22 protein-coding genes are annotated in these 20,464 nt (G+C 70.1%); 13 read left to right on the top strand and 9 right to left on the bottom strand.

Features of this window, described 5'->3' with window-relative positions; genetic code table 11:
- The first annotated feature begins 56 nt into the window (after positions 1 to 56).
- The 3 genes from AB0B96_RS11790 to AB0B96_RS11800 all read left to right on the top strand — a co-directional run bounded on the left by AB0B96_RS11790 (position 57) and on the right by AB0B96_RS11800 (position 1,859).
- Positions 57 to 599 carry a VanZ family protein gene (locus tag AB0B96_RS11790; RefSeq protein WP_362897945.1) on the top strand — a complete coding sequence of 181 codons (543 nt, stop codon included), beginning with the start codon at positions 57 to 59 and terminating at the stop codon, positions 597 to 599.
- Positions 600 to 749: 150 nt separating this feature from the next.
- Positions 750 to 1,502, top strand: a complete 753-nt coding sequence (locus AB0B96_RS11795; RefSeq protein WP_350941500.1) for a GntR family transcriptional regulator — start codon at positions 750 to 752, stop codon at positions 1,500 to 1,502.
- A gap of 126 nt (positions 1,503 to 1,628) precedes the next feature.
- Positions 1,629 to 1,859 (top strand): hypothetical protein, encoded by a 231-nt coding sequence (locus tag AB0B96_RS11800; RefSeq protein ID WP_350941501.1) that lies wholly within the window; start codon positions 1,629 to 1,631, stop codon positions 1,857 to 1,859.
- A gap of 238 nt (positions 1,860 to 2,097) precedes the next feature.
- On the opposite strand, the gene AB0B96_RS11805 is transcribed toward AB0B96_RS11800, so the two are convergent.
- Positions 2,098 to 3,384, bottom strand: coding sequence for a hypothetical protein (locus AB0B96_RS11805; RefSeq protein ID WP_362897948.1), 1,287 nt, complete (start codon positions 3,382 to 3,384; stop codon positions 2,098 to 2,100).
- 140 nt (positions 3,385 to 3,524) lie between these two features.
- Between AB0B96_RS11805 and AB0B96_RS11810 the strand changes: the two genes are divergently transcribed.
- The 3 genes from AB0B96_RS11810 (at position 3,525) to AB0B96_RS11820 (ending at position 5,986) form a co-directional block, all read left to right on the top strand.
- Positions 3,525 to 4,067, top strand: coding sequence for a gamma carbonic anhydrase family protein (locus tag AB0B96_RS11810; protein ID WP_350941505.1), 543 nt, complete (start codon positions 3,525 to 3,527; stop codon positions 4,065 to 4,067).
- A 178-nt stretch (positions 4,068 to 4,245) separates the two neighbouring features.
- Positions 4,246 to 5,589 (top strand): hypothetical protein, encoded by a 1,344-nt coding sequence (locus AB0B96_RS11815; protein ID WP_362897950.1) that lies wholly within the window; start codon positions 4,246 to 4,248, stop codon positions 5,587 to 5,589.
- 178 nt (positions 5,590 to 5,767) lie between these two features.
- Positions 5,768 to 5,986, top strand: a complete 219-nt coding sequence (locus AB0B96_RS11820) for a hypothetical protein (protein WP_362764670.1) — start codon at positions 5,768 to 5,770, stop codon at positions 5,984 to 5,986.
- A gap of 88 nt (positions 5,987 to 6,074) precedes the next feature.
- Here the strand turns inward: AB0B96_RS11820 and AB0B96_RS11825 are convergent, their stop codons facing one another.
- From AB0B96_RS11825 to AB0B96_RS11850, 6 genes are all read right to left on the bottom strand, one after another.
- Positions 6,075 to 6,356, bottom strand: coding sequence for a metal-sensitive transcriptional regulator (locus AB0B96_RS11825; RefSeq protein WP_350941509.1), 282 nt, complete (start codon positions 6,354 to 6,356; stop codon positions 6,075 to 6,077).
- An 18-nt stretch (positions 6,357 to 6,374) separates the two neighbouring features.
- Complete coding sequence (locus tag AB0B96_RS11830; protein WP_350941510.1) at positions 6,375 to 7,451, bottom strand: glycosyltransferase; 1,077 nt, start codon at positions 7,449 to 7,451, stop codon at positions 6,375 to 6,377.
- The gene (locus AB0B96_RS11835) at positions 7,448 to 8,242 is read right to left on the bottom strand and encodes a hypothetical protein (RefSeq protein ID WP_350943515.1); all 795 of its coding nucleotides are present in this window, start codon (positions 8,240 to 8,242) and stop codon (positions 7,448 to 7,450) included. Before AB0B96_RS11835 ends, AB0B96_RS11830 begins: the two co-directional genes overlap by 4 nt.
- 168 nt (positions 8,243 to 8,410) lie before the next feature.
- Entirely contained in the window at positions 8,411 to 10,561 is a 2,151-nt protein-coding gene (locus AB0B96_RS11840; RefSeq protein WP_362897953.1) for a heterodisulfide reductase-related iron-sulfur binding cluster, read from the bottom strand.
- 351 nt (positions 10,562 to 10,912) lie between these two features.
- Positions 10,913 to 11,701, bottom strand: a complete 789-nt coding sequence (locus tag AB0B96_RS11845; RefSeq protein ID WP_362897955.1) for a TetR family transcriptional regulator — start codon at positions 11,699 to 11,701, stop codon at positions 10,913 to 10,915.
- An 11-nt stretch (positions 11,702 to 11,712) separates the two neighbouring features.
- Positions 11,713 to 12,522: a sugar phosphate isomerase/epimerase gene (locus AB0B96_RS11850; protein WP_350941514.1), complete on the bottom strand. Its 810-nt coding sequence runs from the start codon at positions 12,520 to 12,522 to the stop codon at positions 11,713 to 11,715.
- A 162-nt stretch (positions 12,523 to 12,684) separates the two neighbouring features.
- Here AB0B96_RS11850 and AB0B96_RS11855 point away from each other — a divergent pair, with 162 nt between their 5' ends.
- The 4 genes from AB0B96_RS11855 to radA all read left to right on the top strand — a co-directional run bounded on the left by AB0B96_RS11855 (position 12,685) and on the right by radA (position 15,672).
- On the top strand, positions 12,685 to 13,383 hold the full coding sequence (locus tag AB0B96_RS11855; RefSeq protein ID WP_362897957.1) for a class I SAM-dependent methyltransferase: 699 nt from the start codon (positions 12,685 to 12,687) through the stop codon (positions 13,381 to 13,383).
- A 100-nt stretch (positions 13,384 to 13,483) separates the two neighbouring features.
- Positions 13,484 to 13,864, top strand: coding sequence for a MerR family transcriptional regulator (locus AB0B96_RS11860; RefSeq protein ID WP_362897959.1), 381 nt, complete (start codon positions 13,484 to 13,486; stop codon positions 13,862 to 13,864).
- Positions 13,861 to 14,175, top strand: a complete 315-nt coding sequence (trxA, locus tag AB0B96_RS11865) for a thioredoxin (protein WP_350941517.1) — start codon at positions 13,861 to 13,863, stop codon at positions 14,173 to 14,175. The genes AB0B96_RS11860 and trxA overlap by 4 nt, the downstream gene beginning before the upstream one ends.
- A 93-nt stretch (positions 14,176 to 14,268) precedes the next feature.
- Entirely contained in the window at positions 14,269 to 15,672 is a 1,404-nt protein-coding gene (radA, locus tag AB0B96_RS11870; RefSeq protein WP_362897962.1) for a DNA repair protein RadA, read from the top strand.
- On the opposite strand, the gene AB0B96_RS11875 is transcribed toward radA, so the two are convergent.
- Positions 15,665 to 15,889: a hypothetical protein gene (locus tag AB0B96_RS11875; protein ID WP_362897964.1), complete on the bottom strand. Its 225-nt coding sequence runs from the start codon at positions 15,887 to 15,889 to the stop codon at positions 15,665 to 15,667. The genes radA and AB0B96_RS11875 overlap by 8 nt on opposite strands.
- Before the next feature lie 93 nt (positions 15,890 to 15,982).
- Between AB0B96_RS11875 and disA the strand changes: the two genes are divergently transcribed.
- Complete coding sequence (gene disA, locus AB0B96_RS11880; protein WP_362897966.1) at positions 15,983 to 17,068, top strand: DNA integrity scanning diadenylate cyclase DisA; 1,086 nt, start codon at positions 15,983 to 15,985, stop codon at positions 17,066 to 17,068.
- Positions 17,069 to 17,304: 236 nt separating this feature from the next.
- Here disA and AB0B96_RS11885 read toward each other — a convergent pair whose 3' ends face one another.
- A complete protein-coding gene (locus AB0B96_RS11885; RefSeq protein WP_362897968.1) occupies positions 17,305 to 17,970 on the bottom strand; it encodes a hypothetical protein in 666 nt (221 codons plus the stop codon).
- 254 nt (positions 17,971 to 18,224) lie between these two features.
- Between AB0B96_RS11885 and AB0B96_RS11890 the strand changes: the two genes are divergently transcribed.
- Complete coding sequence (locus AB0B96_RS11890; RefSeq protein ID WP_350941521.1) at positions 18,225 to 19,100, top strand: A/G-specific adenine glycosylase; 876 nt, start codon at positions 18,225 to 18,227, stop codon at positions 19,098 to 19,100.
- Between the two features lie 80 nt (positions 19,101 to 19,180).
- The gene (locus AB0B96_RS11895) at positions 19,181 to 20,269 is read left to right on the top strand and encodes an alanine racemase (RefSeq protein WP_362897971.1); all 1,089 of its coding nucleotides are present in this window, start codon (positions 19,181 to 19,183) and stop codon (positions 20,267 to 20,269) included.
- Positions 20,270 to 20,464: the final 195 nt, after the last annotated feature.

Here is a 20,464-nt window from a genome sequence, read left to right on the forward strand (position 1 = left end):
TTCTCGTAACCTCGAAGGCCGCCCGAGGGGACTCCGCGCACCCCATCATTTGTCTTGTGCACCAGGCGTGGCAGCAGTGGGGGAATGTCGTTCTGGCGGCCTTGCTCGCGGTTCCCGCGGTCGTCGTCGCCGTCCGCCTGCTCACCCTCCGCCGCACCCGCTCCGGCCACCCCTTCCCGGCGCGCACCGCCCTGGCCGACGTGGTCGCGGTGGCGGGGACCGCGCCCTGGATCTGGATGATCCTCACCCCCGGGGCAGGGATCTCCGGCGTCAGCCTTGTTCCGTTCTCGGATCTGTGGGCGACACTTCACGGACCGGGGCAGACGGCGTTCGTGCAGGTCGGTGGGAACCTCATGGTCTTCGCCGCGCTCGGGGCGATGCTTCCCGTCCGTTCGGCGCGGTTCGCCTCGCTCACCCGGATCGCGACCGTGGCGGCCGGGGCGTCGCTCACCGTGGAGGTCCTCCAGTACGCCCTGCGCCTGGGGCGGGTCAGCTCCGTCGACGACGTGATCCTCAACGCGGCGGGGGCCGTGCTGGCCGCGGCCGTCACGCGCCGATGGTGGGCCGTACGAATACCGGTCAGGACCGTTCCACGGTAACGGACCGGGAAAACTCTTTAAGATCGCCACACGGGCACGATCCTCCCAAAAGAAGCACGATACCAACCTCCGTATCTGTGCGATCGTGGACAAGGCGGGGCAAGTTCTCTGGAGACGCCAAACCCGGTTGGTGACAGAGGGTGATCGAACGTGCAGCATTCCCCGGTACCTCCCGAGCCCCCGATCTATCGGCGCATCGCCGACGGGCTTCGCGAAGCGATCCTGTCCGGCGATCTCCGAGACGGGGATCGGCTTCCGGGCGAGAACGCCCTGATGGCCAGTCACGGCATAGCCCGTGCCACCGCCAGGCAGGCCCTGTCCGTACTAATCAACGAAGGCCTCGCCGTCCCCAAGCGCGGCTCAGGGGTGTACGTCAGGCAGTTCCGCCCCATCAGGCGGCACGGCTCCCGGCGGCTCTCCCGTGACCATTGGGAGCGCGGTGAGGCGATCTGGGACTCCGACACCAGGGGGCGCCCCTACACCGTGGACCAGGTGGACATCGACCGGGAGACCGCCGAGGACGCCGTGGCCAGAGTGCTGGGCAGCTCCGAGGTGTGGGTCCGCAGGCGACGCTACTCGGTGGACGAGCGGCCGGTGCAACTGTCGGTCTCCCACTTCCCCGCCCTCCTGGTGGACGGAACCGCAATCACGAGAGAGGACACGGGCCCCGGAGGCGTCTACGCGCGCCTCGGCGAGCTCGGCCACGCCCCGGCGCACTTCACCGAGGAGATCAGGGCCCGCATGCCCCATCCCCACGAGACCGTCCAGCTCGACCTGCCCGCGGGCACCCCGGTCATCGTGATCGCCCGGGTCGCCCGCACCGTGGACGGCGTCGCCGTCGAGGTGAACGAGATGACTCTCGACGCCGCCTCTTACGTACTTCAATACGACTTCGACTCATAGATCAAGACCATCCGTCAACCGATAGGTTGACCTGTCCCCCGCGATCATTGATTTCTCTAGAGAAGTGCCTCACCGTCAGAGGTGGAGCGTCGCACAGACGGGCCTGGGCGCGGGGAAGGTGCACAGATGTCTCTCGACCGACATCTCGCTGAGATCGCCCGGGAGTTTCCCGACTGGACGATCTGGCGGAGCGACGCGGGTCGGTGGTGGGCAACCCGCCACCACCCGCTGACCTCCGCCCAGCGTGATGTCGGCTGCGCGATGACCATCGACGCGGACGATCCGGAAGGGCTGCGTGAGCAGCTACTCGACCAACGGGAACGTTCCGGCGACACCGAGCCGGAGACGGACCCCTGAAGACCGCCCGGTGCCGGGATGAGCGGATCCGATGCGGTCCCGGCGCCGGGCCCCCAATCGCGGAAGTCCCCGACCCGATCGGGGGCGGGGGCTTCCGCTTGATCCTCACCCCCGTCGGGACGGAGGCTTCCGCGAGTCTCCTCACCCGTCTGCACGGCCGTGCGAGCCCCTCATGGTCTTCGGGGCCGACGTCTCCACGGCCGTGCGGGTTCCCTCATGCCTCCGAGGGCGAGGGCTCTTACTTTCTTCTGGGGGTGGCGTACTTGTCCTCGTCCTTGCCGGCCTTCTCCGCGGCCGGACCGAGGTCGGTGTCGCCGGCGAGGTCGGTGTCGTCGTACACCTCGACGCGCGTCTCCTCGGCACGGTCCTCGTCCTTGCCACGCCGCTCGTCCGCGCCCCCGACGGTGTCGTCGTCCACGATCACGCGTACGGACTCCAGGTCGGGTGAGTCGAACCCGGCGTTCCGCCCGCTCATGGACGCGTCCCCGGATCCGGTGGGCCCGGCCTGTCCCGGCGACGCCTCCGCGTCGGAGGACGCGACGGCGTCCGCCGCGCCGGGTGTGCCGTGGACGTCGTCGGGCGTCTCCTCGGAGGCGGCCCCGGAGACGGCGTCAGGCCCCGTGGCGGGGGCGGCCAGCGCCGGCTGGACGCGGGCCGGGGGCAGCACGGAGCTCTCGTCGATCAGAGGTCCCGCCGAACTCTCACGGTGGAGCAGGTCGCCTAGGACGGTGCCCATCTCGTGCAGACGGCGCATGACCTCGTGGTGGGTGTCGGTGAGGTAGACGACCCGGCGGCCGGTGGTCTCGTCCAGGGCGGCGGCGCGCTGCTGTGCCGCCGACAGGGTGGAGTGCGCGTCGTTGTTGGCGGCGAGCACGGTCGCCTCCGCCTCGGCGCGGGCGGCGCTCAGCGTGGAGTCGGCCTCGGCGCGGGCCTCCTGGACCGTCCGCTCGGCCTCGTTCCGCGCCGAGGTGACCATCCGGTCGGCCTCGGTGCGGGCGCTGCGCAGGGTGTCCTCGGACTCGGCGCGGGCCGCGTTGAGCGTCTCCTCGGCGTCGTTGCCCGCCTGGGACAGCATCTGCTCGGCGGCCGCGGTGGCCTCGGCCACCCGGCGCTCGGCCTCCTGCTGCGCGGCGTTCAGGATGCCCTCGGCCCGATCCTGCGCGGAGGTGATCAGCCGCTCGGCCTCCATCGCCGCGTCGTCGCGGAGCTTGAGCGCCTCGGCCTCGGCGACCTGCTTCTTGGAGGTGGCCTCCTCCTCCCCGAGTTTCAGTATCTGGCTGAGCCGCTGGCCGAGCTCGTCGTAGTCCTGCGGGGCGTCGGAAAGCCTCTTGCGGGCCTCGGCCAGCTCGATCCGGCTCTGTTCGGCCTGGTCGATCGCGCGCCCGAGCCGCTCCTCCAGGTCGCGGATCTGGTGGCGGTGGCGGTCCATATAGTCGTGAACCTGACGACGGCTGTAGCCGCGCATGACGACCTCGAACGAGTCCTCATGCATCAGGTCGGGAAAGCTCTCGTGCTGGTTTGTCATAGCACTACCCGTGGAGGTTGTGTGGCGGAAAAGGAGACGTCAGGAGACGACTTTCCTGCTTACTGCCCAAGTCTGCAACCGGAACGCCCGACGTGCTTGCGGAAATACCGGACAGATCGACTCCTCGTAACATCGTTCACATGAACGTCACGCCCTACATCGCGGCCCTCGACGGCGACGCGATCCCGCAGATCCATCCGGACGCCTACATCGCCCCCGGAGCGGTGGTCGTCGGGAGGGTACGGCTGGGCCGTGCCGCGAACGTCTGGTACGGCTCGGTCCTGCGCGGCGACGACGAGGACGTCGAGGTCGGGGAGGAGTGCAACATCCAGGACCTGTGCTGCCTGCACGCCGATCCCGGTCAGCCCGCCGTACTGGAGCCCCGGGTGAGCCTCGGGCACAAGGCCATGGTGCACGGAGCCCATGTGGAGACCGGTGCGCTCGTGGGCATCGGCGCGATCGTGCTGGGCGGCGCCAGGGTCGGCGCGGGATCGCTGATCGCGGCGGGTGCCCTGGTGGCGCCGGGGAAGCGGATCCCCGCCGGGGTGCTCGTCTCGGGTGTCCCCGGAAAGATCGTCCGTGAGCTCACCGACGACGACCGCGCCCTGTTCGCCGGTACTCCGGCCGGCTACGTCGCCAAGGCGGCCCGCCACCGGGCCGCGACCCCCGTGCCACCGGCCTGACTCCCGCCCCGGGTCGTGGCGCACGCTCCCCGACACGGTGGCGGGGAGAGCCTTACGATCGTGCGAGGCCCGATCGGGGGATCGCGGGGCCTGGCAACGACCTTGACCGCTTGACCGAAGGGAGGCAGGGGCGTCCCGCCCATGGCACCAGGCTGTGGGTACTCGCCCCGGAATGCCGATGACCGGCATGTGGCAGTGGGATGGGTTCGACGCCGTCGAGAACGACGTGCGGACCATGGTCACCGACCCACGGTGGACGGCGCTGCCGCCGCTCGCACGCGCCCAGGCCATCGCCCAGCGCACGCTGTCCACCCCGGACGGCGGGCGCTGGCTGTTCGGCGCCCACGCCCGCTGGTACCGCCAGGATCCCGCCGACGGCCGCTGGCACCTCACCGCTCCCCCCGCCGACCGGGACTTCCGCGCCGCGGCGCACGTGGTCAACGTCACCTCGATGATCATGCAGCACCTCATACCGACCGGCGCCGACTTCGCCGTCGACCGGGGGTCGGTCCAGGGGTTCGTCGGCCCCGACGTGCCGTACGAGATCACCGAGAGGGTCCGCGAGCTGGTGATCGCCCAACGCGGCAGGCGCAGGGAGGACTTCCCCGTCACCGGGCCGTTCGCCGGACTCTTCGCCGGGGAGGTGGCCAGTCCCGTCGCCGCGATCTGGGGCACGCTCATGTGGTGCGCCTACGCCCCGGCCTTCGACGGCAACGAGGTGTTGCTGTCGATGTTCGGGGAGTTCCTGGCCCGCCCGCTGCCCGGCGACGAGTGGGTCCGCTGGCTGCCGCCCACCTCGCTGGACGACCTGGTCGCGCTCTACGGCGAGCGGGTCAGGGCCGGGCACCCCGAGGCGGGCCTGCGGCTGGTCGCGCTGATGGCCGACACCGCCGCCGTGGTGCGTGCGGATCCGAGGTTCAGGCCGAAGGCCGACGCCCTGCTGTCCATGATCGAGCCGTTGCTCCGCCGGGCCTGCCAGGATCCCGCCATCGCGCACCAGGGCGACGACGCGGTGCGGAACGCGTGGCTTTCCCGCTGCCCGCCCCACATGACGCTGCCCGACGACTCGCCGGGCGAGCACTTCCAGCACGCGCTCTACGACCTGGTCCAGTCGCTGGGGTTCCTCGCCCCGATGGGCGCCGACCCGCGGGCGGTGGCCGCCTCACTGCTCGCCGCCGACCTGTCGGGTGTCGCGCCCAGGGCGGCCGACCGTCTCTACCCGTGGCTGGATCCCGAGCTGCGGCACATCCTCCACGTGGTGCTCACCGACGCCTCGCATCCGCTGAGGGGATGCTGGCCGCGCTCGGGCGAGCTGCCTTCCGCGCTGCACCCGCCGGACCGTAACGCCGCCGCGGCTCTGCTCGGTGCCGCCTACGCCACGGGGCTCGCGTGGTGCCGCCTCACCGGGACCGAGATACCGGAGCGGGGATTCGCGACGGCCTCGGCGGTGGTGCACCGGCTGACGCACGAGCGCGACGATCCGGTCCCTCCTGTGTCAGGGACTTACCCCCGCCACTTCTGACCCACATCAGTATGCTTAAACCACAAATTCAGTTATTTCATCCTTACTCCCCCTATATCCTTCTAGCCCCCTGCGCATCGGACAATTAGCTGAATTGTGATCTCCTAAACGGGAAATGATCCTCCGTGAGGACGTGTCGGGCGGGGCGAGGAATGGTCCCGATGGGCCATGGGCACCGATGACCGCCCGCCGTAACCTCGAAGTGGGTGTGGGCTGCGGAAGGAAGGACGACGCGGTGGGGCACGACGACCTGGACTCTAGGGTCCACGACCGTGTCGCGTTGGACGAGATCGCGCTCTATGCCGAGGTGCTGTCCGCCGTCGCGATGAGCGAACGGCCCCTCACCTCGGTGGAGCTCGACAACGCGCTCGGATTGAGCGCTTCGGCTGTTTGCTGAGGCCTCGGGAAGAACCGTTTCCAAGACCTTGTCCCGGACCCTTCGACGGGGTCCGGGACGTGGTCGGAAAAGATAGTCATGTGACTAGTCACGAACGGACGAGACGGGCGATCGCGGCCGACGCCTCCTTGACCTTCTCCTCCGCCTCCGGCCCCCCGGCGCTGATGGCGTCGGCGACACAGTGCCCGATGTGGTCCTCCAGCAGGCCGAGCGCCACCGCCTGGAGCGCCCGCGTGGCGGCCGAGACCTGGGTCAGCACGTCGATGCAGTAGGCATCCTCTTCGACCATCCGCTGCAGGCCCCTGATCTGCCCCTCGACACGCCGCAACCGGGTCAGATAAGCCTGTTTGTCACCGCTGTACCCATGCATGTCCCAACGGTACCGGTGTCAGGCGCGGCGGGATGTCGCCGCGATCAGTTTCTCCCAGCGGTCGGCCACCGAGGACGCGCCGTGGCCCGCCGCGACCTCCAGCGCCCCCGCGGCCAGCTCCCTGCGCCGCCGCTCGTCGTCGATGAGCGCGAGCATCGCGGACGCGTACGCCTCGATCTCGTCCTCCCCCTCGGCGACCAGCACTCCGTTCCTGCCGTCGGCCACGAGCTCGCCCGGCCCACGGGGGCCGCCGAACGCGATCACCGGTACCCCGCTCGCCATCGCCTCGATCACGGCCATGCCGAGCACCTCCGTCCTGGAGGTGCTCGCCACGATCGACGCCTTGGCGAACTCGCCGGTGAGGTCGGAGGTCGTTCCCATGAAGTAGACGTGGTTGTGCAGGTCGAGGTCACCGACGAGGGCGCGCAGGCGCTTCTCCTCCGGGCCCCCGCCGTACAGGCGCAGCCGCCAGTCGGGGCGTTTGCCCGCGACGACGGCGAACGCGCGGATCAGCCGGTCGTGTGCCTTCGCCGGCACCAGACGCCCTCCGGCGGCGACGATGCGGTTGTCCATCCGCGAGCGCGGCCACGGCCCCGCGGGCAGCGCGTCGGGGATCACGTTGACCGGCACGTTCCCGCCCAGGAGGTGGTCCCACTCCTGCCGGCTCGTCTCGGTGGCGGTGGCGACCGCGTCCAGGCGCGGGTAGAACTTCCTGATCGGCCCCGGTACGGGCGGCCGGCCCCACTCCCGGGCGATCCGCGTGATGTCGCGCGGCGCGTGCCTGGCCACCTGGACGCTCAGCACCGGCCGTGTGCTGACGAGCACGTCGGCCCGCAGCCCGCGCAGCCGCCGCCAGAGGGCGACCTCGGTGCGCATCTGGCCTCGGGGAAGCAGGGATCTGCCTCCCGGCTGGGCGTCGACCACCCAGGAGAGCTTCACACCGGACGCCACGGGGAAGAACGGTTTCTCCCGCTGGCGGCGGACGCTGATGATCTCGACCTCGTGACGTTCTGCCAGCTCTCCCGCGAGGTTGACGATCGAGCGTACGTCACCGCGCATGCCGTAGACGGATGGGGTGAGCAGGCAGATCCTCACCCGCCGACCTCGATCCTGAGCTCGTCGTCCGCCGTGTAGCAGGGACGGATCGGCACCCCGTCGATCTGCGCGGCGGGGTAGTGCAGGCGGCGGCGCTTGCCGTCGACGTCGTCCAGCCGGGAGCCCAGCCGCAGCGGTGTGGCCACGCCGCGTACCTCCAGGGAGGGCTCCCAGGTGCCGGTCTGGTCGGGGGCGGCGGCGAGCACGTCGCACAGCGAGAGCGCCGCGTGGAAGCGCACGCCCTGGACCGTTGCAATGGAGGTCAGCTCGGCGTCGGGCCGGCTGCGGCGCAGGGCGAGCTTCGCCTCGTGCCTCGCCTCGTCGTCGTCGAGGCCGGTGAAGGCGAGCAGCCCGGTGACCTCGAAGCGCCCCTCCCTGAACCAGACGGAACGGACCTCCGCCGTCGGCCGGGCGTCGTCGATCTTCAGGGCGAGGAAGCCGTTGCGGGTCCGGTAGGCGCGGTAGGCCAGCGTGCGGCGGCTCAGCGCGTACGCCTCGAGATGGTCGAGGGAGAATCCGGGGTCGACGCTGCGCAGCCGCGTGCGCGCCTTGCCCTGTTGCAGGTAGGTGTCCCAGCGGCCGGGACCGAGGGCGAGCGGGGCGAGCGAGACCGCCAGCTCCGCCTTGCGCATCCGTGCGTCCGGAGTGCCCAGCGGCACCCGGCTCTCGACCGAGGTGGCCCGGTTACGCAGGACCAGTTCGGTGCCGTCGGCCAAGGGTTCGTCGACGGCCAGCCGAAGTGAGAGAACATCGGCCAGGGTAACCTCGGCATCGCTGACGACGGCTGGCATCGTCAAGCCCCCTCCCCGTTGAATGAGCTACGCGACGTTGAGGTTACCGTGATTTTCCCGTTATGTGGAGAAAGGTTTTCGGACCTTACATCCTTTTCACGATGACTTGACCCTATGTCAGAGGGAACATCGGGAAAATGTCCCCTCTGACGGATGACACACCCGCTGTCAGGGCGCCTCTACCGGCCGGCCTTTGATCGATTTGATCAGCAGCTGGGAGACGTCGACGACCTCCAGCGTCTCCTTGGCCTCGCCCGCGTTCTTCTTCTCGTTGATCGAGTCGCCGAGCATGACCAGGCAGAACGGGCACGCCGTGGAGATGGTGTCCGGCTCGGTGGTGAGCGCCTCGTCCACCCGCTCGGTGTTGATGCGCTTGCCGAGCCGCTCCTCCATCCACATCCGCGCGCCGCCGGCGCCGCAGCAGAAGCCGCGGTCCTTGTGGCGGTGCATCTCCTGGGTCTTCACGCCGGGCACCTTGGCCATGATGTCGCGGGGCTGGGAGTAGACCTTGTTGTGGCGGCCCAGGAAGCACGGGTCGTGGTAGGTGATCTTCTCCTCGATCGGCGTGATCGGGACCAGCCTGCCCTCGTCCACCAGCTTGGCGAGCAGCTGGGTGTGGTGCACCACCTCGTAGGTGCCGCCGAGCTGGGGATATTCGTTGGCGAGGGTGTTGAAGCAGTGCGGGCAGGTCGCGACGATCTTCTTGACCCCCGCCTCGTTCAGCGTCTCGATGTTCTGCTTGGCCAGCATGTCGAACAGATACTCCATGCCCAGGCGGCGCGCCGGGTCGCCGGTGCACGCCTCCATCGGGCCGAGCACCGCGAACTTCACCCCGGCGACGTGCAGCAGTTCCGCGACCGCCTTGGTGGTCTTCTTCGCCCGGTCCTCCAGCGCTCCGGCACAGCCGACCCAGAAGAGGTATTCGACATCTTCGCCCATTTTGTCATCGATGAGCGTGATCTCGATGGGGTCGACCTCGCGGCTCGCCAGCTCCTCGACCCAGTCGGCCCGCTTCATCTCGGACATCCCCCACGGGTTGCCCTTGTTCTCCAGGTTCTTGACCATGACGCCGGCCTCGGAGGGGAAGTTGGACTCCACCATCGCCTGGTAGCGGCGCATGTCGAGGATGTGGTCGATGTGCTCGATGTCGACCGGGCACTGCTCGACGCAGGCGCCGCAGTTGGTGCAGGACCACAGCACGTCGGGGTGGATCACGCCTTCCTCGCCCACCAGCGGCTTGTCCAGCAGGGCCAGCACGTCCTCGTGCAGGCCCGCGCGCTGCTCCCCGGTGGCCATCAGGTACGGGGCGACCTTGAAGGCGTGGTCGCGCTGCTCAAGGATGAGCATCTTCGGCGAGAGCGGCTTGTCGGTGTTCCAGGCCGGGCACTGGTCCTGGCAGCGTCCGCACTCGGTGCAGGTGTAGAAGTCGAGGAAGCCCTTCCAGGTGGTGTCCTCGATCTTGCCGCGGCCGAGCCGGTCGCCGTCGAGCTCCTCGTCCTCGAAGTCGACGAGCTTGCCGTCGATCCGCATCGGCTGGGCGGGGCCGTTGCCGTCGGGACGCCGGGAGAACGCCACGTTCAGCGGCGCGGTGAAGATGTGCAGGTGCTTGGAGTTCACCACGATCACGAGGAAGACCAGCATCACGCCGATGTGCAGGAGCAGCCCGACGTGTTCGAGCGTCTCGTTGGCCGAAGGGCCCAGCGGGCGCAGCAGGGCGGCGGTCGCCTCGGAGGCGAACGCTCCCGAGGCGTACGGCAGGTTGCCGGTGTTCGCCGCCGCGCCGCGGAAGAGGAGCATCGTCCAGATCACGTTGAAGATCATGAAGAGGACGAGCCAGGCACCGCCGAGGTGCGAGCCGAAGAACCGGGACCTGCGGCCCAGCTTCTTCGGCGAGTTCTTGATCCTGATGACCGCGAAGGCGATGAGTCCGAGCAGGGCCGCGACCGCGATGAAGTCCTGCAGGAAGCCCAGGATCGGCCACGTCCCGATGAGCGGGATGTGGAAGTCGGGGGTGCCGGTGACGGCCCCCTGGATCAGCGCGCCGTACGCCTCCAGATAGACGGTCGCCAGGATGAGGAACGCCCACATGACGAAGAAGTGCGCGACACCGGAGGCCGTCCACTTCAGCAGCTTCCGCTGCCCGAACACCTCGACCAGCTGGGCCTTGATCTCCTCACCCAGGTTGGCCCTGGCGTACTCGACGCGCTCGGGCGCGGGAGGCCCTACGGTGGCGAGGTTGTACAGGAACAACACGCGGCGCGCGGCGAGCGCGAGCGCGACGGCTGTCATGACCAGCCCGATGATCGCTACCCAGAGCACTGGTCCTCCCACAGACGGCGTTGGCTGCCAGCGTACGACCGCCGGTCATCCACGATGACAGAGGGTCCCCACAGATACTACCGGTGAGTAACTTCTCTTCGCCGGGAGACCCCCCGGTGACCGTCGTCACCCTACGGTCAACACCGTTCCCAGAACAATGCTCTGCATGCCTCCGAACGGCATCGAAGTGACCTTCGAGCTTCACGGGGCTCGGCGGGCGCGGCCTGGACATCGGCAGGACGGGGACTCGGCGAGGCGTGCCGGCACCTCGGCCCGAATGGTGGGAATGTGGGAGATACGGCGGTATATAGCGGGAAGACCTCTATGGGCGCCCCCGGAGGGCGGGGAAGCCTATCGCGGCGGGTCGAGATAACCCTGGATCGTGGGTGTGAGCAATTTCACCAGCTCTTCAAGATCCACCGAGGCGAGCGGCTCCAGTTGGAGGACGTAGCGCATCAGGACCACGCCGAACATCTGCGCGAAGGCCGCCTCCATCCGGATCAGCGGGATGTCCAGGCTCTCCGCGACCCGGTTGAGCAGCGCGCGGGTCACGAACTCGCGGATCATGACGACCATCCGCTCGTTCGTCATCGCGGTGCGGGCCAGCGCCAGCACCGGCTGGCGCGCCCCGGCCTCCGAGGTGATCGTCAGGATGAGCCTGACCAGCCGCTCGCCGACCTCCTCGCGGGGTCCCGCCATGATCGCCGCGAGGACGTTCTCGGGGTTGATCGGCAGCTCCATCGCCTCGACGAACATCTTCTCCTTGCCGGAGAAGTAGTGGTGGACCAGCGCCGGGTCCACCTCCGCCCGCCGGGCGATGCCCCGGATGGTCGCCTTGTCGAACCCCTTCTCCGCGAAGGTCTCGCGCGCCGCCGCGAGGATCTGCCCTCGCGTGTCGGCCGAGCCCGGCCTGCGCCCCGGACGCCTTCTCCCCTCCGCCGGTCCGGCCGCGGACCTCTCCGCAGGTCCGTCCGTGGACCCGTTCGCAGGTCCGTCCGTGGACCCGTTCGCGGGCGTGGCCGTTGACCTTCCAGAGGGACCGTTCGCGGGGGCGTCCGTCGACCTCTCCGAGGATCCGTTCGCGGGCGCGTCCACGGACCCGTCCGAGGAGCCGTTGGAGGGCCTGCCCGTGGTGCTCATGACAGGCCCACTCACGCGGGGGTGGAGGCCGCGAGGTGCAGCCGGGCGAACGCGAGCGCCTCCGCGAGGTCGTCGATCCGCTCGGAACGGCTGGCCGCCTTGCGCGTATTGATCTCCAGCACGACCAGCCCCGAATATCCGTTGCCCGCCATCCGCTCCAGGATCGGCGCGCACGGCTGGTTGCCCCGCCCGGGAACCAGGTGCTCGTCCTTGTTCGGCACCCCGACGCCGTCGGCCAGGTGCAGGTGGGCGAGCCGGTCGCCGAGCTTGGTGAACATCTCCAGGGCGTCGGACCCGGACACCGCCGTGTGCGACAGATCCAGCGTGACCTGCGGGAAGTCGTAGTCGACCGGATTCCAGTCGGGAGAGTAGGGGACGACCTCGTTGCCCCTCGCCCTCAGCGGGAACATGTTCTCCACCGCGAAGACCACGTCGGTCTCCTCACGCATCCTGGCCAGGCCGATCTCGAAGTCGCGCGCGTAGTCGCGCTGCCAGCGGAACGGCGGATGCACCACGACCGTCCTGGCACCGACCCGCTCGGCGGCACGCTGCGCGCGCTGGAGCTTGGCCCACGGGTCCTTGCCCCACACACGCTGCGTCACCAGCAGGCACGGTGCGTGAATGGCCAGGATCGGCAGGTGGTAGTGGTCCGACAGCCGCTCCAGGACATCGACGTCCTGGCTCACGGGGTCGGCGCCCACCATGATCTCCACACCGTCGTACCCCAGGCGCGCGGCCAGTTCGAAAGCGTCGGGAGTACGTTCGGGATACACCGACGCGGTGGACAGCGCGATCTTCGCGCTGGATACACGGACGCTCATACCGCTTCCTCGTCTCCGGCTCGGAGCGCACACTCGCGAACACCGCCGGGCCGACCGGCCCGATCGCTCACGTCGCTCACATTTGCCAGCCTAAGCGGGTCCGGAGGGCAGTGCTGTCCGCCACCACCGACACGGCCTAGATCACACCATTACGGTGAGGGCATGCCGAGGTTCTTGAGGGGCTCCATCCCCAGCCCCAACATCTGGAACACCCCCCAGATCTACGAGTTGGAAAACCGGGCGGTGGACCCCGAGGGACACGCCGAGGCGGCGATGTCGGCGATCCGGTCGTGGACCGGGGCGACGGTCCTCGACATCGGCTGCGGTACCGGCTACCACCTGCCCGCCCTCGCCTCGACCGCCACCCGGGTGATCGGCGTGGAGCCGCACGAGGACCTTGTCCTGCTGGCCAGGCGCCGCTGCCGCGCCCTGCGGAACGTCGAGATCCACACCGCCACCGCCCAGGCGATCCCGCTGCCCGACGCCTCCGTGGACGTGGCCGTCGCCCGCTGGGCGTACTTCTTCGGCCCCGGGTGCGAGCCGGGCCTGGCCGAACTCTCCCGGGTGATGCGGCGCGGCGGCGCGGCCTTCGTGATCGACATCGACACCACCCGCGGCGCCTTCGGCCGCTGGTTCGGCCAGTCCATCCCCGCCTACTCCGCCAGGTCCGTCGAGAACTTCTGGAGCCGCCAGGGCTGGCAGACGGACAAGCTCGATCTGCGCATGTCCTTCGAGCGCCGCGCCGACCTGGAGGCCGTGCTCCGCATCGAGTTCACCCCCGCGGTCGCCGACCTGGCCATCGCCGAGACCCCCGGCCTGGAGATCGCCTACCCCAACCTGCTGCGCTGGAAGCGGTTCTGAAACGGCGACGACCTCCGCGGGGCCGACCGGGAACAACGGGACGGGGCCTTGACCTTGACGTTGATGTCAAGGTCTATCGTCGTGCCGTGGGGAGGGCCGGATGCGGATCGGTGAGCTGGCGCGGCGGGCGGGTGTCAGCACCCGGGCACTGCGCTACTACGAGCAGCAGGGACTGATCACGGCCCGGCGCTCGGCCAACGGCTACCGGGAGTACGGGGAGGAGGATCTCAAGCTCGTCTCCGAGATCCGCTCGTTGCTCGCCGTCGGCTTCACCCTGGACGACGCCCGCCCGTTCGTCGCCTGCCTGCGGGCCGGTCACGAGTCAGGGGGGTCGTGCCCGGAGTCCGTCGCCGTCTACCAGCGCAAACTGGCGGAGATCGACGACGAGATCCGCACGCTTCTCACCCGGAGGGCGGAGGTGGCGGCGCAGCTGACCACCGCCTGCCCAGGATGCGTACTGAGGAAAGTGGGAAAATCATGATCACATTGACCGCGGAGAACTTCGACGAGCAGGTGCTGCGGAGCGACAAGCCCGTCCTGGTCGACTTCTGGGCCGAGTGGTGCGGGCCGTGCAAGATGATCGCGCCGATCCTCACGGAGATCGAGGCCGAGCTCGGCGACCGCGTCACGATCGCGAAGCTCAACGCCGACGACTACCCCGAGATCACCGCGAGGTACGGCGTCCTCGGCCTGCCGACGCTCAACCTCTACAAGGGCGGCGAGGTCGTGCAGCAGATCAAGGGCGCCAAGCCCAAGCGCCTGCTCCTCGCCGAGCTCGAAGGCCACATCTGAGGAAAGCGCGCTCCGTACCTCCCCGCGACTTTCACCCGGTACGGCACGCCGTACCGGGTGAAAGTTGTCGGGCTCTGCCGGTAACGTGCGGCCATGGCGAAGAAGGCTGGTGGCTACCGCTGTGCCGAGTGCGGGTGGCAGACGGCCAAATGGGTGGGGCGCTGCGGCGAGTGCCAGGCCTGGGGCACGGTCGAGGAGGAGACGGCTCCCGCGGGGGCACGCGTGGCCTCCGCCGGGGCGGTCTCGGCACCGGCGGTGCCGATCGGCCAGGTCAAGGCCGAGGTGGCGCACGCGCGCAGCACCGGTGTGCCCGAGCTCGACCGGGTCCTCGGCGGCGGTCTGGTTCCCGGAGCCGTCGTGCTGCTGGCCGGCGAGCCCGGCATCGGCAAGTCGACCCTCCTGCTGGAGGCGGCAGCCAAGATCGCCCGACAGCAGACGGTCCTCTACATCACGGGTGAGGAGTCGGCCGCCCAGGTGCGGATCAGGGCCGACCGGATCGGCGCGATCCAGGACCGCCTCTACCTCGCCGCCGAGACCGACCTGGGCGCGCTGGTGTCACATGTCGAGAAGGTCCAGCCCGACCTGCTCATCGTCGACTCGGTGCAGACGATCGGCTCCACCCAGGCGACGGGCGTGCCCGGCGGGGTGACCCAGGTCAGGGAGGTCGCGGGAAACCTGGTGCGGCTCGCCAAGGAGCGTGGCATGGCCACCGTGCTGGTCGGCCACGTCACCAAGGAGGGCTCGATCGCCGGTCCCCGCACCCTGGAGCACCTGGTCGACGTCGTGCTCCACTTCGAGGGCGACCGGCACTCCCGGCTCCGCCTCGTCCGTGCGATCAAGAACCGGTACGGCCCGGTGGACGAGGTCGGCTGCTTCGACCTCCACGAGAGCGGCATCGAGGGCATCACCGACGCCAGCGGCCTGTTCGTCTCCCACCGCACCGACCCGGTGCCCGGCACGTGCGTCACGGTCACCCTGGAGGGCACCCGGCCACTGCCCGCCGAGGTGCAGGCCCTGGTCGCGAGGACCGAGGCCCAGCAGCCGCGCCGATCCTCCTCCGGGCTCGACACCTACCGGGTCACGATGGTCCTCGCCGTGCTGGAGCGGCGGCTCAACGCCAAGCTGGGCGGATGCGACGTCTTCACCGCCACCGTCGGAGGGATCAAGCTCAGCGATCCCGCCGTGGACCTGTCGGTGATGCTCGCGGTCGCCAGCGCGGCGGGTGACAAGGCGCTCCCCTCCGGCCTGGTGGTGCTCGGTGAGGTGGGCCTGGCGGGAGAGCTGCGCCCGGTGCGCGACGTGCGGCGCCGCCTGTCGGAGGCCGCCCGGCTGGGCTTCACCCGCGCGCTCGTCCCCACCGGCTCCCTCGACACGGGCAAGAAGCGCAACGGCGACCACTCCCTGGTCCGCATGGCCGGACGCGGAGCGCCCTTCGCGCCCGGCTTCGACGTCGTCGAGGCGGAGAACGTCTGGGACGCCCTCACCCATGTCACCTGAGACGCGCCACGGGCTCCAGGCGCGGCGCGGCCGGCGGCCCCGCGACGGTGCGACCGGTCACCGGCACCGCAAGGAACGCGGTCGGCGACCCCGCGACACCCGCCGCCACGAGATCCACGCGGGGCGCTCTCGACGGCTCCCCGACGCTCGCCATCACGAGATCCACGCGAGGCGCGCCCGGCGGCTCCCCGGCGCCCACGCCGGTGCGGCGCGTCACGGGCTCCGCACGGCGCGTGGCATCCACCGATTCCGGACCGCGCGGATCCTCCGCCGGTAAGCTTGAGCGCTATACGCAGACCACGGGGGTCATGTGCCAGCAAACTACAAAGGACTCGACGAACGTCGCAGAGCCGTCCTGGCCGCGGTCGCACCCGGCACCGCGCTGCGCGACGGACTGGAGCGCATTCTCCGCGGGCACACGGGTGGCCTGATCGTGCTGGGATACGACGGCACGGTCGAGGAGATATGCAGCGGCGGCTTCGAGCTGGACGTCGAGTTCTCCGCGACGCGGCTGCGCGAGCTGGCCAAGATGGACGGCGCGATCGTCCTCAACTCCGGCGATCTCAGGATCGTACGCGCGGCCGTGCACCTGATGCCCGATCCGTCCATTCCCACCGACGAGTCCGGCACCCGGCACCGCACCGCCCAGCGCGTGGCCCTGCAGACGTCACTGCCGGTCATCTCGCTCAGCAAGTCCATGCGGATCATCGCTCTTTACCTCGACGGCATCCGCTACGTGGTGGAGGAGTCGGCGGTCATCCTGTCCAAGTCCAACCAGGCCCTCGCCACGCTGGAGCGCTACAAGCTCCGCCTGGACGAGGTCTCCGGCACTCTCTCCGCGCTGGAGATCGAGGACCTGGTGACGGTCCGCGACATCGCGGTGGTCGCCCAGCGGCTGGAGATGGTCAGGCGCATCTCCGAGGAGATCGCGGGATACGTGGTCGAGCTCGGCACCGACGGCCGGCTGCTCTCCCTGCAGCTGGACGAGCTCGTCGCCGGCACGGAGAGCGACCGTGAGCTGATCGTGCGCGACTACCTGCCCGCGGCCGGCCGCCGCCCGCGCAAGTTCGCCGAGGCGTTGCACGAGCTCGACCAGCTCTCCTCCGCCGAGCTTCTCGACCTCTCGGTCGTCGCCCAGATCCTCGGCCACGCGGGCAACGACGCCCTGGAGACCCCGGTGAGCCCGCGGGGCTACCGCCTGCTGGCCAAGGTCCCGCGTCTGCCGAACACGGTGGTCGATCGCCTCGTCGACCACTTCGCCAGCCTGCAGAAGCTCCTCGCGGCCAGCATCGGCGAGCTCCAGGAGGTGGGCGGGGTGGGCGAGGCGAGGGCCCGCCACATCCGGGAGGGCCTCTCCCGGCTCGCGGAGTCGTCCATCCTGGAACGCTACGTCTGAGACCCCGGCGGGGCCGGGGTGAGCCCACGGCGTACCCGGTGTCCCGCCCTCTCGGATTCGACAGCCCCCAACGACCGCGAAAAGCGAGCCCAGGCCACCCACGATGATCCCCGAGGACGGCCTCAAGGTCCCGCCAGGCGGGAACCTCGACGGCTGAGGTCCCGCCGGACGGCAACCTCGACGGCCACCGAAGGTGGAAGACCGCCTGAGGTCTCGCCAGGCGGGAGACCCGACGGCTACCGAAGGTGGAAGACCGCCTTGCGGCTCTTCAGGCCGGGAGCGTGAACCACCGCGACGTAGGTGCCCGGCAGGGCGGCGGCGCGGTCGGCGGTGCAGTCGCCACCGGAGCGGCGGCGGTCCCACACCAGCTCCCTGACGTACGGGATGCCCCGGTCGAGTTCGCGGATCTTGACGGCGTCGCCGCCGACGCAGTCGGAGGACGACCACACGCGGTCGTTGCCGGAGGTGATGCGCATCTCCATCGCGCGCGGCCCGACGTCGGTGGTGCACATCACCTTGCCGACGTTGACGAGGGTGAGGACGAAGCGCGGCTGGACTCCCGCCGGGTAGATCGTCCCCTTGCCCTCCATGCTCAGCACGAGCTGCGGGGAGACGCAGGCCTCGCCCGGCCGTCTGGGCCGCGCGGCCGCCTTCGGCGTGGGCGTCGGGCTCGCGGACGTCGAGGGGATGACCGTCATGGTCGGCAGGACGGCCGTCAGCGGGTCAGGTGTCTGCTGTCCGGTGGCCGAGGTGCTCCTCTCCCTGACGTCATCCGGCCCGCCCGTCGACGAGCAGGCCCACGCCACGACGGCGACCACCACGAGCACACCGACAAGCGCGGCTATCCGGCGCCGCCAGTAGACGTCGGCTCCGACGTCACCACGGAACGTGTCGGGATCCATACGCTCAGTATGGTTAGTCCTGGCGGACCACAGGAGACGACCCGCCGCTTCCGGCCTGTTTCGGCCGCAGGTCAATGGTCGGGGCGGGCACGGAACAGGCACGGAGCAGGCACGGAGCAGGCACAGCCAGGCGCGGACAGAAACCGCCAAGTGCAGACAGGTGCAGACAGACGAAGCCGGGCCAAGGCGTCCGCGCCTGCCCGTGCCTGCCCGTGCCTGGCTGCGCCTGTCCGTGCCCGCACTATCGTCGAAAGGTGCCCGAGCCGAACCGCTTACTCGAACCCGTCCTCGACTGGTACGCCGGCAACGCCCGCGACCTTCCCTGGCGTACGCCCGGCGCCTCCCCCTGGTCGATCCTGGTCAGCGAGATCATGCTGCAGCAGACCCCGGTGGTCAGGGTGCTTCCCGTCTGGACCGAATGGATGGAGCGCTGGCCCACGCCCGCCTCCCTCGCCCGCGAGTCCCCCGGCGAGGCGGTACGCCACTGGGGCCGCCTCGGCTACCCCCGCCGGGCACTGAACCTGCACGCGTGCGCCCGCGCGATCACCGAACGGCACGGCGGAGAGGTCCCCACCGGCCACGACGCCCTGCTCGCACTTCCCGGCGTCGGCGAGTACACCGCCGCCGCGGTCGCCAGTTTCGCCTTCAAGGGCCGCCACGCGGTTCTCGACACCAACGTGCGGCGGGTCCTGGCGCGGGCCGTCAGCGGGCAGGAGTATCCGCCCAAGGCCACCACGCCCCCGGAACGCAGGCTCGCCGCCTCCCTGCTCCCCGACGCCGACCGCGCACCCGTCTGGGCGGTCGCCGTGATGGAACTGGGCGCCCTGGTCTGCACCGCTCGCGCCGCCCGCTGCGCCGACTGCCCGATCAGCGACCTGTGCGCCTGGCGCCTCGCGGGCAAACCGGCCCACGACGGCCCGGCGCGCAAGGGCCAGACGTACGCGGGAACGGACCGCCAGTGCCGTGGCCGCCTCCTCGCGGTGCTGCGCCAGGCCCACGGCGCCGTACCCAAGGACGCCCTCGACGTGGTCTGGGACGACGCCCCGCAGCGCGAACGCGCCCTCGACGGTCTGATCGCGGACGGCCTGGCCGAGGTCCTCGACGACGGCACCTACCGCCTCCCCGGCTGAGTCACCAACCGGTGCGGTACGTCGAATCCACGTTTTCTCTCACCTGATCTTCGGCATCCCACATCCATCGGAGATTTTTTGTGGACGCTCTCACCGTAAGAGCCCGTGAGCTGGCGGCGGCCGGAAGGCTACCCGCCTATGTGTACGACCTGGCCGCCCTGGACGCGCACGCGGCGGCGGTGCGGGCGGCGCTTCCGGGAGTCGAGCTGTACTACGCGGCGAAGGCCAACCCGGACCCGGAGTTGCTGCGGGTGCTGGCCCGGCACGTGGACGGGGTCGAGGTCGCCTCCGGTGGCGAGCTGGAGCATGTGCGGGGTGTGCTCCCCTCGGCCAGGATCGCGTTCGGCGGCCCCGGCAAGACCGACGACGAGCTCCGGCTCGCCCTCGATCACGGCGTCGAACGGCTGCACGTGGAAAGCCCGAACGAGTTGCGCCGCCTGATCGCCACCGGGCGGGAGGCCGACGTGCTGCTCCGCGCCAACCTCGCCCTCTCGCTGGGGGACGTGGCCCTGGCGATGGGCGGCGGCGCGACCCCCTTCGGCATGGACCCGGCCGGCGTCGAGGAGTGCCTCGCGCTTCTGGAGCGCCAGGACGCGGTGCGCCTGCGCGGCGTCCACGCCCACCTGGCCAGCGGCCTGGACGCCCCGCGCATGCTGGAGGTCGCCGACGGCGTGCTCGGCTACGCCCGCGGTCTTGGCCTGACCGAGATCAACCTCGGTGGCGGCATGGCCGTCGACTACGCCGACCCCGGCGCCGTCTTCGACTGGGAGACCTACGGCAAGGGCCTGGCGGGGCTGCGCCGCCCCGGTGAGACGCTGCGCGTCGAGCCCGGCCGGTCCGTGTCGGTCTACTGCGGGCGGTACGTGACCCGTGTGCTGGACGTCAAGCGGGTCCACGGCGAGTTGTTCGCCATCGTGGCGGGTGGGACCCACCACATCCGCACGCCCGCGACCAAGGGCCACGACCAGCCGATGGTCATCGCCATGGAGGGCGAGCCGGTGACGATCGTCGGCCAGCTCTGCACTCCCAAGGACACCCTCGCGCGCCGGGTCCCGGCGGCTTTGGCGACCGGCGATCTGGTGCAGTTCCTGATGGCCGGTGCCTACGCCTGGAACATCTCCCACCACGATTTCCTGATGCACCCGCATCCGGAGTTCTCGTACGTCTGAGGTGTGCCGTCCCGACGCCGCGAAAGCCCTCGGCTCTTCCTGGAGCCGAGGGCTTCGACGATTTCCCGGTGATGAGCGCCGTGACACTTCCCGGTGATGGGCGCCGTGGCACGGAGAGATCAGGACACCTCTCTCGGAGCCGTCCGGCGCCGAGGGCGGTGAGTCCGCCCTCGACATCGACACGACAGGGCGTCG

The sequence above is a fragment of the Streptosporangium sp. NPDC049046 genome, from assembly GCF_040649155.1.
In the GTDB taxonomy this organism is placed as follows: domain Bacteria; phylum Actinomycetota; class Actinomycetes; order Streptosporangiales; family Streptosporangiaceae; genus Streptosporangium.

What these genes read in the sequence shown, in the direction of transcription:
- AB0B96_RS11805 (WP_362897948.1), bottom strand. Translation starts at nt 3,384, where the DNA reads ATGACAAACCAGCACGAGAGCTTTCCCGACCTGATGCATGAGGACTCG.
- AB0B96_RS11835 (WP_350943515.1), bottom strand. Translation starts at nt 8,242, where the DNA reads ATGCCAGCCGTCGTCAGCGATGCCGAGGTTACCCTGGCCGATGTTCTC.
- AB0B96_RS11845 (WP_362897955.1), bottom strand. Translation starts at nt 11,701, where the DNA reads ATGAGCACCACGGGCAGGCCCTCCAACGGCTCCTCGGACGGGTCCGTG.
- trxA (WP_350941517.1), top strand. Translation starts at nt 13,861, where the DNA reads ATGATCACATTGACCGCGGAGAACTTCGACGAGCAGGTGCTGCGGAGC.
- AB0B96_RS11820 (WP_362764670.1), top strand. Translation starts at nt 5,768, where the DNA reads ATGACCGCCCGCCGTAACCTCGAAGTGGGTGTGGGCTGCGGAAGGAAG.
- AB0B96_RS11885 (WP_362897968.1), bottom strand. Translation starts at nt 17,970, where the DNA reads ATGGATCCCGACACGTTCCGTGGTGACGTCGGAGCCGACGTCTACTGG.
- AB0B96_RS11860 (WP_362897959.1), top strand. Translation starts at nt 13,484, where the DNA reads ATGCGGATCGGTGAGCTGGCGCGGCGGGCGGGTGTCAGCACCCGGGCA.
- AB0B96_RS11825 (WP_350941509.1), bottom strand. Translation starts at nt 6,356, where the DNA reads ATGCATGGGTACAGCGGTGACAAACAGGCTTATCTGACCCGGTTGCGG.
- radA (WP_362897962.1), top strand. Translation starts at nt 14,269, where the DNA reads ATGGCGAAGAAGGCTGGTGGCTACCGCTGTGCCGAGTGCGGGTGGCAG.
- AB0B96_RS11855 (WP_362897957.1), top strand. Translation starts at nt 12,685, where the DNA reads ATGCCGAGGTTCTTGAGGGGCTCCATCCCCAGCCCCAACATCTGGAAC.
- AB0B96_RS11810 (WP_350941505.1), top strand. Translation starts at nt 3,525, where the DNA reads ATGAACGTCACGCCCTACATCGCGGCCCTCGACGGCGACGCGATCCCG.
- AB0B96_RS11850 (WP_350941514.1), bottom strand. Translation starts at nt 12,522, where the DNA reads ATGAGCGTCCGTGTATCCAGCGCGAAGATCGCGCTGTCCACCGCGTCG.
- AB0B96_RS11815 (WP_362897950.1), top strand. Translation starts at nt 4,246, where the DNA reads ATGACCGGCATGTGGCAGTGGGATGGGTTCGACGCCGTCGAGAACGAC.
- AB0B96_RS11800 (WP_350941501.1), top strand. Translation starts at nt 1,629, where the DNA reads ATGTCTCTCGACCGACATCTCGCTGAGATCGCCCGGGAGTTTCCCGAC.